Raw genomic sequence first — 12,632 nt, forward strand, 5'->3', positions numbered from 1 at the left:
GGATCAATCCTGCGGAACGGCGGAGGCGAACGCATCGATGATGCGCTTGAGCGGCGCCTGCTTGAGTTTCAGCGCGGCCTGGTTGACGACGAGGTGGGAGCTGATGTCCATGATCTGCTCCACCTCGACGAGGTGGTTGGCCTTGAGCGTGTTGCCGGTGGAGACCAGGTCGACGATGGCATCGGCCAGGCCCGTGAGCGGCGCCAGCTCCATGCTGCCGTAGAGCTTGATCATGTCCACGTGCACGCCCTTGGTGGCGAAGAAGTCGCGCGCGATGCTGGTGTACTTGGTGGCCACCTTCAGGCGCGCTCCCTGGCGCACGGCCTGCGCGTAGTCGAAGTCGGCGCGCACGGCCACGCTCACGCGGCACTTGGCGATTCCCAGGTCGAGCGGGCGGAACAGGCCCTGGCCACCATGCTCGATGAGCGAGTCCTTGCCCGCCACGCCGATGTCGGCGCCGCCGTACTGCACGTAGGTGGGCACGTCGGTGGCGCGCACCAGCACCACCCGCACCTCGGGGCGGCTGGTGGGCAGGATGAGCTTGCGCGACTTCTCGGGGTCTTCCAGCACCTCGATGCCGGCAGCGGCCAGCAGGGGCAGGGTCTCGTCGAAGATGCGGCCCTTGGAGAGGGCCAGCGTGATCTGCTGCGTCATTGGATTCTTTCGATGTCGGCGCCCAGGCCGCGCAGTTTGGCTTCCATGCAGTCGTAGCCGCGGTCCAGGTGGTAGATGCGGTCCACCAGCGTCTCGCCGCTGGCCACGAGGCCCGCGATGACCAGGCTGGCCGAGGCGCGCAGGTCGGTGGCCATGACGGTGGCGCCCGACAGGCGCGCTGCGCTGCCCAAGCCCTCGACCACGGCCACGCGGCCGTCGGTGGTCTGGATTCTGGCACCCAGGCGCAGCAGCTCGTTGACGTGCATGAAGCGGTTCTCGAAGATCGTCTCGGCCACGGTGGCCGTGCCCTGCGCGACCACGTTCAGGGCCATGAACTGGGCCTGCATGTCGGTGGGAAAGCCTGGGTATTCCATGGTGCGGAAGCCCTGCGCCCTCAGGTGCGGGCCGCCTGCGCTGCGCACGCGGATGCCGCCGGCCTCGGCCTGCACCTGCACGCCGGCCTCGCGCAGCTTGTCGATCACCGCGTCCAGGTGGTCGGCGCGGCCGTGGCGCAGGAGCGCGTCGCCGCCCGTGGCGGCCACGGCGCACAGGAAGGTGCCGGCCTCGATGCGGTCGGCCACCACGGCGTGGGTGCAGCCGTGCAGCTGCTCCACGCCCTGGATGCGGATGCGGCTGGTGCCGTGGCCCTCGATGCGCGCGCCCATGCGGATGAGCATCTCGGCCAGGTCCGCCACCTCGGGCTCCTGCGCGGCGTTCTCCAGCACCGTTTCGCCCTCGGCCAGCGTGGCGGCCATGAGCAGGTTCTCGGTGCCGGTCACGGTGACCATGTCGGTGGCGATGCGCGCGCCCCGCAGGCGCGTGCGCCCCGCGGGCAGCTTGGCGATCATGTAGCCGTGCTCCACCACGATCTCCGCGCCCATGGCCTGCAGGCCCTTGATGTGCTGGTCCACGGGCCGCGAGCCGATGGCGCAGCCGCCGGGCAGCGACACCGTGGCCTCGCCGAAGCGTGCCAGCAGCGGGCCCAGCGCGAGCACGGAGGCGCGCATGGTCTTGACCAGCTCGTAGGGCGCCTCGGGCGTGGTCAGGCCGCTGGCGTCGATGCGCACCACGCCCGCCGCGCCGGTGTCCTCGCAGCCGGGCGCGGCGATGCGCTCCACCTGCACGCCCATGTTGCGGATCAGCGTGAGCATGGTGGCCACGTCCTGCAGGCGCGGCACGTTGGCGAGCGTGACCGGCTCGGCCGTGAGCAGCGCGGCGCACAGCTCCGGCAGGGCCGCATTCTTGGCGCCGGAGATCGGCACCTCGCCCACCAGGGGGCGGCCACCGCGGATCAGGAGTTTGTCCATTGGGTTTTTATGAGCCAAATCGGCCTGCAGCGCTTATCCAGCAAGCGCAAGCAGCTATGGAAACAGGAGTTTCACTCGCCCTGGGCCTGCGCCCATTCCGCGGGGGTGAAGGTTTTCATCGACAGCGCGTGCACCTCGTCGGTCTGCATGCGCGCGCCCAGCGTGGCGTAGACGCGCTGGTGGCGCTGGATCTGGCGCTTGCCCTCGAACTCGGGCGAGACGATGATGGCGTACCAGTGGCGGCCGTCGCCTTCCAGGTAGATGTGCTCGCAGGCCAGGCCCGCGCTGATGATGTGCTTGAGTTGGTCTGCGGTCATGGGGTCAGTTCCTGATTTTGTAGCCCGTGCGCAGCAGGTGCAGCGCGAGCGCGCTCACCGCCAGCCAGGCGCCGCCGACGATGGCCAGGGACAGCCAGGGCGATGCGTCGCTCACCCCGAAGAAGCCGTAGCGGAAGCCGTCGATCATGTAGAAGAACGGGTTCAGGTGGCTCACGCCCTGCCAGAACGGAGGCAGCGACTGGATCGAATAGAACACGCCCGACAGGAAGGTCATGGGCACGATGATGAAGTTCTGGAACGCGGCCATCTGGTCGAACTTGTCGGCCCACAGGCCCGCGATCAGCCCCAGCGTGGCCAGCAGCGCCGCGCCCAGCAGCGCGAACGCCAGGATCCACAGCGGCGCGGCGAACTCAGGAGCCGCAAAGGCCAGCGTGACCAGGAACACGCCCAGCCCCACCGCCAGCCCGCGCAGCACGGAAGAGCCGACGTAGGCCGCGAACCAGGCGCGGTGCGACAGCGGCGTGAGCAGCACGAACACCAGGTTGCCCATGATCTTGCTCTGGATCAGGCTGGACGAGCTGTTGGCGAAGGCGTTCTGCAGAATGCTCATCATCACCAGGCCCGGCACCAGGAAGGCGGTGTAGCTCAGGCGGTCGTAGACCTTCACGTGGTCTTCGAGCACGTGGCCGAAGATCAGCAGGTACAGCACCGCCGTGAGCACGGGCGCGGCCACGGTCTGGAAGCCCACCTTCCAGAAGCGCAGCACTTCCTTGTAGAACAGGGTCTGCCAGCCGGTCATCGCTGCGCTCCTTCGGCAGCCATCACGTTGAGGAACACGTCCTCCAGGTCGGCCTTGCGGATCTCCACGTCCTCCACGCGCACGCCGGCCGCGCGCAGCTGGGCCAGGTGGCGCTCGATCTCCTGCGCGTTCTGCGCGGGCAGCTGGGCCACGCGGCCCGTCACGCGCGCCAGAGGCGCAAGCTCGGCGGGCAGCGCGTCGTCGGTCTTGAAGCGCAGCACGTTGGCGGAGGCGGCCTGCAGCAGCTCGGAGGTGCGCGCCAGCGCCACCACTTGGCCGCGCTTGAGCATGGCCAGGCGCGTGCACAGCGCCTCGGCCTCCTCCAGGTAGTGCGTGGTGAGCAGCACGGTGTGGCCCTGCTTGTTGAGCCGGGCGATGAACTGCCACAGCGTCTGGCGCAGCTCCACATCCACGCCGGCCGTGGGCTCGTCGAGCACGATGATGGGGGGCTTGTGCACCAGCGCCTGGGCCACCAGCACGCGGCGCTTCATGCCGCCCGAGAGCTGGCGCATGTTGGCGGTGGCCTTGTCGGCCAGGCCCAGGCTCTCCAGCAGCTCGTCGATCCAGGCGTCGTTGTTCTTCACGCCGAAGTAGCCGGACTGGATGCGCAGCGTCTCGCGCACGTTGAAGAAGGGGTCGAACACCAGCTCCTGCGGCACCACGCCCAGGCGCTGGCGCGCGGCGGCGAAGTCGCCCTGCACGTCGTGCCCCAGCACGCGCACGCGGCCCTGCGTGGCGCGCGCAAGGCCCGCGAGGATGCTGATTAGGGTGGTCTTGCCCGCGCCGTTGGGTCCCAGCAGGCCGAAAAATTCGCCCTCCTCGATGTCCAGGCTGACGTCGTGCAGCGCCTGGAAAGGTCCCTTGGGCGTGGAAAAGGTCTTGGAAACGGACTGGAAGGAGACGGCGGACATAGGGAACCGGCGATTCTAAGCCGTACCCCTTCACGCTGCTGGCAGCAGCTCCTGTACCCCGTAGAGGCCCGCCAGACTGGCCAGCGCCGGCGGCAGCGCCTTGACGACGAGGCCCTTGCCTTCCAGCACCGCCGCGCGGCGGCATTCGAGCAGCACCGCCAGGGCCGACGAGTCGAAGGCCGTCAGCGCGCCGGCGTCCACCACCACCTGCGATTCACGCTCGGTCTTCAGTCCCTGCAGCAGCAGGCGCAGGCAGGCCGCGGCCTGCCGGTGGGTGAGTTCGGGCGGCAGCACCAGCATTTACTTGCCGCCGGCATTGGCCTTGTTGCGCGCCGCCAGCGACTCGATCAGGCGGTCGATGCCCTGGCCGTCAGCGGCGGCGTTGATTTCCTGCGCGAACTGGTTGCGGTAGGTTTCCACCAGCCACACGCCCAGCACGTTCAGGTTGTAGACCTTCCAGCCCGCGCCGTCGCCGGGGGTCTTCTCCAGGCGGTAGTCGAGCTGCACCGGGTCGCCGCGGCCGCGGATCTCGGTGCGCACCAGCACGTCCTTGTCGTCCGGCGCGGCGCGCAGCGGCTTGACGACGATGGTCTGGTCCGTCACCTGGCTCAACGCGCCGGAATAGGTGCGCACCAGCAGAGACTTGAACTCGTCCTGCAGGCGCTTTTGCTGGTCGGGCGTGGCCTTGCGCCAGGCCGGGCCGACGGCGGCGGCGGTCATGCGGCGGAAGTTCACGTGCGGCAGGATGGTCTTGTCCACCAGCGCCATGATCTTGTCCACGTCGCCGGACTTGATGGACTTGTCGGCACGCACCGTCTCCAGCACGTCGGTCGACAGGCGCTTGATCAGTGCGTCCGGCGCCTCGTCGGCGGCCAGCACGGCACCGGGCAGCCCTATCCAGGCCACGACCGCAAGGGCGGCGGCGGTGCGGTTCAGCGTGCGGCGGTTCATCATGTTCTGGTCCTTTCTCGGTGAGTGCGGCACCGGAGGGGCCGCACCGCGGGAGTGCGAATTGTCACGGGCGCGGCGCACGCGCCGTGCGTCGCCACGGTACGCGGATGCAAGCAACTGCAACCTGCGCGGGAGAAGCGTCAATAGTCCTCGGGCAGCCGGCCGTCGTCGTCCCCGTCATCGGCAGTTTGGCCGGGAGCGGCGCGCAGGCGCAGGTACACATCGCGCGTGAAGCTGTAGGAGTCGAGCGCGGCCGCGTCGAGCACCGAGGTGGCGCGCAGCAGCTCCGCGCGCCGGTTGACGAAGCGCAGCGCGTACAGCGAATTGCGGGCGGACACCGGATCGACCGCGAGCAGCGGGTCGGCATACAGGTCCACCGGCAGGGCCGCCGTGTCGCGCACCGTGGAGGGGCCCAACAGCGGCAGCACCAGGTACGGCCCCGTGGGCACGCCCCAGCGGCCCAGCGTCAGGCCGAAGTCCTGCTTGTGGCGCGCGATGCCGGCCTCGCTGGCGATGTCCAGCACGCCGCCCAGGCCCAGGACCGTGTTGGTGCCGAAGCGCACCAGGCTGTCGAAGGCCTCGCGGCCGCGCAGCTGCAGCACGCTGTTGACGAACGACCAGGCGTCGCCCAGGTTGCCGAAGAAGTTGCTCACGCCGGTGCGCACGGGCTGCGGCGTGACGTCGCGGTAGGCCGTGGCCACGGGCTTGAGCACGGCCTTGTCCACGTTCTCGTTGAACGTGGTCATGCCGCGGTTGTAGGGCTCGAAGGGGTCGGCCGGGTTGGCCTGGGGGCCGCTGGCGCAGCCGGCCAGGAGCAGCGCTGCGCCGAGCGCCGCCGCCAGCCTGCCGTGTGTCGTCGTGGTGTTTTTCTTCATTTCTTGTTGCCCGCGCCGCTTTCCTCGGCCTTGCCGTAGAGGAACTGGCCGATCAGATTCTCCAGCACCACGGCCGACTGCGTGGCCGTCACCATGTCGCCTTCGGCGAGGTTGTGCTCGTCCGCGCCGGCCTCGATACCGATGTACTGGTCGCCCAGCAGCCCGCTGGTGAGAATCTTGAGCGAGCTGTCCTTGGGGAAAGCGTAGCGCTTGTCCAGGTCCAGCGTCACGCGCGCCTGGTAAGTGGTGTCATCGAACGTGATGGATTGCACGCGGCCCACCACCACGCCGGCGCTGCGCACCGCCGCCTTGGGCTTGAGACCGCCGATGTTGTCGAAGCGCGCGGTGACCGCGTAGCCGGTGCGCCAGTTCAGGTTGAGCAGGTTGGCCGACTGCAGGGCCAGGAAGACCAGCGCCGCGCCGCCCAGCAACACGAAGAGGCCCACCCAGAGATCGTTCTTGGAATGCTGCATGGTTGTTTGACTCATCAAAGACTGAACATGAAGGCCGTGAGGACGAAGTCCAGCGCCAGCACCGAGAGCGACGCCATCACCACCGTGCGGGTGGTGGCGCGCGACACGCCTTCGGGCGTGGGCTTGGCCACGAAGCCCTGGAGCACCGCGATGAAGGTGACGGCCACGCCGAACACGACGCTTTTGACGAAGCCGTTGCCCACGTCCTTCCACACGTCCACGCCGCCCTGCATCTGCCCCCAGAAGGCGCCGCCATCCACGCCGATCAGCACCACGCCGACCAGCCAGCCGCCGATCACGCCCACGGCGCTGAACACCGCCGCCAGCAGCGGCATGGCGATCACGCCGCCCCAGAAGCGCGGCGCGAGGATGCGGCGCACCGGATCGACGGCCATCATCTCCATGGCCGAGAGCTGCTCGCCCGCGCGCATAAGGCCGATCTCGGCCGTGAGCGACGTGCCCGCGCGCCCGGCGAACAGCAGCGCCGTGACCACCGGCCCCAGCTCGCGCACCAGCCCCAGCGTGACCACGAGCCCCAGCGAATTGGCCGAGCCGTAGAGCTGCAGCACGTTGTAGCCCTGCAGCGCCAGCACGAAGCCCACGAACAGGCCCGACATGGCGATGATGGACAGCGAATAGTTGCCCAGGAAGTGCACCTGGTCGCGCACCAGCGCCGGGCGCTGCATGACCGGGCCCAGGAGCCCCACCAACTGCGCAAACAGGCGCGCGCCCGCGCCGATGTCGGCCAACTTGGTGCGCACCGCGTAGCCCACGTGCGAGGGGCGCCACCAGCTCATGTTGCACCTCCGAAGTCCTGCAGCACCGTAGGGCCGGGGTAGTGGAAGGGCACCGGCCCCGTGGGCAGCGCATGCACGAACTGGTGCACCAGCGGATCGGTGCTGGCGCGCACTTCCTCGGGCGTGCCCTGTGCGGCCACCGTGCCGGGGCCGAGGATGATGACGTGGTCGGCCAAGCGGAAGGTTTCCTCCAGGTCGTGCGAGACGACGATGGTGGTCAGGCCCATGGAGTCGCCCAGCTGGCGGATGAGCTGCGCGGCCGTGCCCAGCGAGATCGGGTCCAGCCCCGCGAAGGGCTCGTCGTACATGATGAGGTCGGGGTCCAGCGCGATGGCCCGCGCCAGCGCCACGCGACGCGCCATGCCGCCGGAGATCTGGCTGGGCATCAGGTCGCGCGCGCCGCGCAGGCCCACGGCGTGGAGCTTCATGAGCACGATGTCGCGGATCAGCGCCTCGGGCAGGTCGGTGTGCTCGCGCAGCGGGAAGGCCACGTTCTCGAACACGCTCATGTCGGTGAACAGCGCGCCGAACTGGAACAGCATGCCCATGCGCCGGCGCGCGGCGTAGAGCTGCTCCACGCTCATGCGGCCCACGTCCTGGCCGGCCACCAGCACCTCGCCCTGCTGGGCGCGCTGCTGGCCGCCGATGAGGCGCAGCACCGTGGTCTTGCCGCCACCCGACGCGCCCATCAGCGCCGTGACCTTGCCACGCGGCACCGTCAGCGACAGGTCGCGCAGGATCACGCGCTCGCCGTACCCGAAGGTGACGTTGCGCAGTTCCACGAGAGCCTCGGAAGGCGATGGGGCGTTGGAGGGCATGGGGTGAAGAATGCAGGGCCGCGCCCCCACGGGGCAGCGGAAAAACGTTACATCATAGGGGAAACCCTCTGGAAATGCTGGACAGGGATCACCTGGGTGTATGCGGATGTATATAACCGTTGGCTATAATTGACAGCTTCGAGAGAAATGTCACGCTCGCCCTGCCGAGCGGATTGCTGTCAGCGTTGCATGGGCGCCCGGTGCGTCCAGCGGAACGAGGGCGCGGCAATTGCCAGCGGCATTCCCCCTTGCCTTCCGTTCAGTGCCTGCGCTGCAGCGCCCCGGGCGCGCCCGCCGAGGACTCCCTGTCCCCGCGCCGAGCCCGCCATCTTCCATGCCACCCCCCGTGCCTGCAGAAAGGGCCTGAACTCCATGAAGAAATTCCAGTCCGTCGTCCCCATCGCCGCCCCGTCCGTCCAGCGCCAGGCCACCGGCCTGCACCTGATTGGCGACCTGTATGGCTGTCTGTGCGACAGCCGCCTGATGCTGGATGCCGCATACCTGGAAGCCTTCTGCAAGGAGCGCGTGGCCGCGGCCGGGCTGACCACCGTGGGCTCGCTGTTCCACAGCTTCGGCGAGGGCGGCGGCGTCACCGGCGTGGTGGTGCTGGCCGAATCGCATCTGTCCATCCACACCTGGCCCGAGTCGGGCTACGTGACGCTGGACGTGTACGTGTGCAACTACACCACCGACAACCGGCCCAAGGCGCAGCAGCTGTTCGGCGACCTGCAGGCCGCGTTCAACCCGAACGATCCGCACCTGCACCGCGTCGAGCGCGCGTGATGGCCGGCGCGCGCACCGCGCAGGCCACGCGCTTCGTGGCCGAGCGCCTGAATGCCGACTTCGGCTTCTACCTGAGCGACCAGCGCACCCTGGCGCAGCGCCAGTCGCCGTGGCAGCACATCGAGGTTTTCGAGAACCCTCAGTTCGGGCGCGTGATGCGCATCGACGGCTGCTTCATGACCAGCGAGCGCGACGAGTTCTTCTACCACGAGCCCATGGTGCACCTGCCCGCCATCGCCCATGCCGGCGTGCGCCGCGCGCTGGTGGTGGGCGGCGGCGACGGCGGCGCGGCCGAGGAGCTGCTCAAGCTGCCCGGCATCGAGCAGGTGGTGCTGGCCGAGCTGGACGGCGAGGTGATCGCCATGGCCCGCGAGTGGCTGGGCGCCATCCACCGCGGCGCGTTCGACGACCCGCGCCTGCAGGTGCGCCTGGGCGACGCGCGCGCGCTGCTGGCGGAAGGCCGCGAGCGCTTCGACCAGATCGTGCTGGACCTGACCGACCCCTTCGGCCCCGCCGTGGAGCTGTACACGGTGGAGTTTTATGCCGCCTGCCGCCGCGCGCTGAACCCCGGCGGCGTGCTGTCGCTGCACCTGGGCTCGCCCATCCACCTGCACGAGACGCTGACGCGCATCGCCGCCTCGGTGCGCGCGGTGTTCCCGGTGTTCCGGCCCTACCTGCAGTACGTGCCCCTGTACGGCACGCTGTGGTGCATGGCCATGGCGTCGGACAGCACCGACCCGGCCCGGCTCACCGCCGCCGAGGTGGATGCGCACCTGGCCGTGCGCGGCATCGGCGACCTGCAGCTCTACAACGGCGCGGTGCACCACGCGCTGCTGGCCCAGCCCAACTTCGTGCGCGCACTGCTGGCGCGCCCGGCCGAACCGCTGCGCAGCGGCGACACGCTGGCCGAGGTGCGCGACCCGGCGGAGCTGCCGCCCGTGACGGTCTCAACAGGTTGATCTTCAAAAAAAGGAGCTGGTTGCGCTTGTCCTGCAAGGATTTCTGCATGCTTTTATATGGAAATCCAGAGCAGACAAGCGCAAGCAGCTCACTTTTTCAATGCGCCTCGCCGAACATGCGGTGGTGCAACCGCCGCAGCGACCACCACACGCCCCCGGCCACCAGCGGGATGGCCACCGCCGCCGTGCTCTCGGGCGAGAAGGGCCAGCCCAGCTTCTGCGCGCCCTTGGCCAGGTAGCTCACCAGGCCGACGATGTAATAGGTGATGGCCGCCACCGACAGCCCCTCCACCGTGGACTGCAGCTTGAGCTGCAGGTCGCCGCGCTGGTTCATCGCGGCCAGCAGGGCCTGGTTGTTCTGCTGCTGCTCGATCTCCACGCGCGTGCGCAGCAGGTTGCTCATGCGAGAGACGCGCTCGGACAGCGCGTTCTGCCGCCGCGCGGCCCAGGCGCAGGTGCTGCGCGCGGGGCTCAGGCGCCGCTCCATGAATTCGCCGATGGTCTGCAGGCCCGCGAGCCGCGATTCGCCGATGTCCTGGATGCGCCGGTCCACCAGCTCGAAATACGCGCTGCTGGCCGAGAAGCGCGAGTGCGTGGCCGCGTACTGCCCCTCCACCTGACCCGCCAGCCGCGTGAGGCGGTCGAGCAGCGCGGGCTCCGCGTCGCGGCGGGAGCTGCGGATGGCCTCGGCCAGCTCCGCCAGCTCGCGCTCGGCGCTGGCGAGGGCCGCGCCGGCATCGCGCGCGGCCGGCAGGCCCAGCAGCGCCGCCATGCGGTAGGTCTCGATCTCCAGCAGCTGCTGCACCAGCCGCCCCAGGCGCTGGGGCGAGAGCGAGCCGGCCACCAGCAGCATGCGCGAGAAGCCGTCGGCGTGGATAGCGAAGTCGGTGTACACCTCGCCCTGTCCGCCCGCGACGGCGCAGGCGACGAGCGATTCCTCGCGCAGCCAGCCCCGCAACGCGGGCCCCGTATCCACCTCCCGCGCGGCGGCCACCCACAGGTGCAGCGCGCACAGGCACTCGCCCGGCAGCCCCGCCAGCCAGTCGCGCGGCACGGACTCCAGCGCGGCCGCGGGCGCCCGCCCATTCTCGGGCACGGCGGCGCCGGCCGGCACGGCCATGAAGGTCCAGGAGACGAACTCGGTGTGCAGCTCCCAGCGGATGCGGAACGCCCCCAGGTCCACGCGCAGGTGCGTGGTGTGCGCATCGGGCGGGGCCAGGTGGTGGTTGCGCAGCAGCGTGGCCAGGTGGGCGCGGCTGGCGTCGCGCCCGGCCGCGTCGGCCAGCATCACGATGTGCGTGATCGCCAGCGGCGCGGCCAGCGCCTCGGGCGGGCGGGCATGGACTTCGTTGTGCAGCAGCACGCGCTGGGCGTGCTGCGTGGGGAGCGGTGCGAGGGTCATGGGCGCAGGCGGTGAGGAATGCGCCATTGTCGCGTCAGAGCATGTGTTCGAGGAACGCCCGCGCGCGCTCGTGTCCCGGATCGGCGAAGAACTCACGCGCGGGCCGCGCCGCGATCAGCTCGCCCTGGTCCATGAAGGCCACGGTGTGCGCCACTTCGCGCGCGAAGCCCATCTCATGCGTAACGACCAGCATGGTCATGCGCTCCTCGGCCAGCTCGCGCATGGTGCGCAGCACCTCGCCGGTCAGCTCGGGGTCGAGCGCGGAGGTGGGCTCGTCGAACAGCATGATGTCGGGCTGCATGGCGAGCGCCCGCGCGATGGCCACGCGCTGCTTCTGCCCGCCCGACAGGCGCGAGGGGTAGTTGTTGCGTTTGGCGGCCAGGCCCACCTTGTCCAGCAGCGTCTCGGCGCGCGCCACGGCCTCGGCGCGCGGCACGCCCTGCACCACCATGGGCGCCTCGATGAGGTTCTGCAGCACCGTGAGGTGCGGGAACAGGTTGAAGTGCTGGAACACCATGCCGGTCTTGGCGCAGATGCGGCGCAGCTCGGCATCGGGCACGTAGGCGCAGCGGCCCTGCGCGTCGGTGGTGGCGAGCGTCTGGCCCTCGATGGCGACGTGGCCGCTGTCGATGGTCTCCAGGTGGTTCAGGCAGCGCAGGAAGGTGCTCTTGCCCGAGCCCGAGGGGCCGATGACCGCGACCACCTCGCCTCTCGCTACCCGCAGCGACACGCCGCGCAGCACCTCGTTGTGGCCGAAGCGCTTGCGCACGTCGCGCGCGTCGATCATGGGCGCTTCACTCGTCGTATTTGGCATAGCGTTTCTCCAGCCGCTGGAAGCCCCAGGTGAGCAGCAGCGTCATCAGCAGATAGAAGGCCGCGGCCACGATGAAGGGCGTGGTGGTGAAGTCGCGCTGCACGATGCCGCGCGCGGCGCGCAGCAGGTCGTTGAGCGCCAGCACGTAGATGAGGGACGTGTCCTTGACCAGCGTGATGGTCTCGTTGCTCATCGGTGGCAGGATGCTTCGCACCATCTGCGGCAGCACGATGCGGCGCATGGTCTGGTCGTAGCTCATGCCGAGCACCTTGGCGGCCTCGTACTGGCCACGGTCGACGGACTGGATGCCCGCGCGGAAGATCTCGGCGAAGTAGGCCGCGTAGTTCAGCGCGAACGCCGCCACCGCCGCCGGAAAGTCCGGCAGGCGCACGCCCACCACCGGCACGAAGGGCAGCGCGAAATAGATGAACAGCATCTGCAGCATGAGCGGCGTGCCGCGCATGAGCCAGATGTAGCCATTCACCGCGCCCGACAGCGCCTTCCAGCGCGACAGCCGCGCCAGCGCCAGCACCAGGCCCAGGGGCACGGCCAGCAGCAGCGTGATGAAGAACAGCTTCAGCGTGACCGTGGCGCCCTGCGCCAGCGGCCCCAGGAGGGAGAGTACGTAGTCCATCGTGTGGCTGCGACCATTCAGTGTTTGGCATGGCTCACGGCCGTTGCCACTGGCGCGCCCCAGGCCAGCGGACGCCGCGCAAGGGCCGCCCCGCCGCGCTGGCGGCGTCCCCCTTCCCGAATTGCGCAGCAATTCGAGAGAAGGGGGAAGGAGCGAAGCGACACAGGGGGTTGTGCG

16 protein-coding genes are annotated in these 12,632 nt (G+C 69.5%); 2 read left to right on the plus strand and 14 right to left on the minus strand.

Annotation, left to right across the window (positions count from 1 at the left end; translation table 11 throughout):
* Positions 1–3 precede the first annotated feature (3 nt).
* From hisG to AAG689_RS17265, 11 genes are all read right to left on the minus strand, one after another.
* Complete coding sequence (gene hisG / locus AAG689_RS17215) at positions 4–654, minus strand: ATP phosphoribosyltransferase (protein ID WP_020229040.1); 651 nt, start codon at positions 652–654, stop codon at positions 4–6.
* Positions 651–1,961 carry a UDP-N-acetylglucosamine 1-carboxyvinyltransferase gene (gene murA / locus AAG689_RS17220; protein WP_406623018.1) on the minus strand — a complete coding sequence of 437 codons (1,311 nt, stop codon included), beginning with the start codon at positions 1,959–1,961 and terminating at the stop codon, positions 651–653. The genes hisG and murA overlap by 4 nt, the downstream gene beginning before the upstream one ends.
* Positions 1,962–2,032: 71 nt before the next feature.
* Positions 2,033–2,278 (minus strand): BolA family protein, encoded by a 246-nt coding sequence (locus tag AAG689_RS17225; RefSeq protein WP_406623019.1) that lies wholly within the window; start codon positions 2,276–2,278, stop codon positions 2,033–2,035.
* Between the two features lie 4 nt (positions 2,279–2,282).
* Complete coding sequence (locus tag AAG689_RS17230) at positions 2,283–3,038, minus strand: ABC transporter permease (RefSeq protein WP_406623020.1); 756 nt, start codon at positions 3,036–3,038, stop codon at positions 2,283–2,285.
* Complete coding sequence (locus AAG689_RS17235) at positions 3,035–3,949, minus strand: ABC transporter ATP-binding protein (RefSeq protein ID WP_406623021.1); 915 nt, start codon at positions 3,947–3,949, stop codon at positions 3,035–3,037. Before AAG689_RS17235 ends, AAG689_RS17230 begins: the two co-directional genes overlap by 4 nt.
* A 30-nt stretch (positions 3,950–3,979) precedes the next feature.
* Positions 3,980–4,249, minus strand: coding sequence for a lipid asymmetry maintenance protein MlaB (locus tag AAG689_RS17240; RefSeq protein WP_020229035.1), 270 nt, complete (start codon positions 4,247–4,249; stop codon positions 3,980–3,982).
* A complete protein-coding gene (locus tag AAG689_RS17245) occupies positions 4,250–4,903 on the minus strand; it encodes a phospholipid-binding protein MlaC (protein WP_406623022.1) in 654 nt (217 codons plus the stop codon).
* Positions 4,904–5,040: 137 nt separating this feature from the next.
* A complete protein-coding gene (locus AAG689_RS17250; RefSeq protein ID WP_406623023.1) occupies positions 5,041–5,775 on the minus strand; it encodes a VacJ family lipoprotein in 735 nt (244 codons plus the stop codon).
* A complete protein-coding gene (gene mlaD, locus AAG689_RS17255) occupies positions 5,772–6,248 on the minus strand; it encodes an outer membrane lipid asymmetry maintenance protein MlaD (protein ID WP_020229032.1) in 477 nt (158 codons plus the stop codon). Before mlaD ends, AAG689_RS17250 begins: the two co-directional genes overlap by 4 nt.
* Positions 6,249–6,262: 14 nt before the next feature.
* On the minus strand, positions 6,263–7,045 hold the full coding sequence (gene mlaE / locus AAG689_RS17260) for a lipid asymmetry maintenance ABC transporter permease subunit MlaE (RefSeq protein WP_406623024.1): 783 nt from the start codon (positions 7,043–7,045) through the stop codon (positions 6,263–6,265).
* Positions 7,042–7,863, minus strand: a complete 822-nt coding sequence (locus AAG689_RS17265; protein ID WP_406623025.1) for an ABC transporter ATP-binding protein — start codon at positions 7,861–7,863, stop codon at positions 7,042–7,044. Before AAG689_RS17265 ends, mlaE begins: the two co-directional genes overlap by 4 nt.
* Before the next feature lie 372 nt (positions 7,864–8,235).
* On the opposite strand from AAG689_RS17265, the gene speD reads away from it, so the two are divergent.
* Positions 8,236–8,646 carry an adenosylmethionine decarboxylase gene (speD, locus tag AAG689_RS17270; protein WP_020229029.1) on the plus strand — a complete coding sequence of 137 codons (411 nt, stop codon included), beginning with the start codon at positions 8,236–8,238 and terminating at the stop codon, positions 8,644–8,646.
* The gene (gene speE / locus AAG689_RS17275) at positions 8,646–9,605 is read left to right on the plus strand and encodes a polyamine aminopropyltransferase (RefSeq protein WP_406623026.1); all 960 of its coding nucleotides are present in this window, start codon (positions 8,646–8,648) and stop codon (positions 9,603–9,605) included. Before speD ends, speE begins: the two co-directional genes overlap by 1 nt.
* 97 nt (positions 9,606–9,702) lie before the next feature.
* On the opposite strand, the gene AAG689_RS17280 is transcribed toward speE, so the two are convergent.
* Genes AAG689_RS17280 through AAG689_RS17290 form a run of 3 tightly spaced genes read right to left on the minus strand, consistent with a single transcriptional unit; the run spans position 9,703 to position 12,455 of the window.
* Positions 9,703–11,007 carry a DUF3422 family protein gene (locus AAG689_RS17280; protein WP_406623027.1) on the minus strand — a complete coding sequence of 435 codons (1,305 nt, stop codon included), beginning with the start codon at positions 11,005–11,007 and terminating at the stop codon, positions 9,703–9,705.
* Between the two features lie 34 nt (positions 11,008–11,041).
* Entirely contained in the window at positions 11,042–11,821 is a 780-nt protein-coding gene (locus tag AAG689_RS17285) for an amino acid ABC transporter ATP-binding protein (RefSeq protein WP_406623028.1), read from the minus strand.
* On the minus strand, positions 11,802–12,455 hold the full coding sequence (locus AAG689_RS17290) for an amino acid ABC transporter permease (RefSeq protein ID WP_406623029.1): 654 nt from the start codon (positions 12,453–12,455) through the stop codon (positions 11,802–11,804). Before AAG689_RS17290 ends, AAG689_RS17285 begins: the two co-directional genes overlap by 20 nt.
* Positions 12,456–12,632 lie beyond the last annotated feature (177 nt).

Source organism: Acidovorax sp. SDU_ACID1, assembly GCF_045291395.1.
Classification (GTDB): Bacteria; Pseudomonadota; Gammaproteobacteria; order Burkholderiales; family Burkholderiaceae_C; genus MR-S7.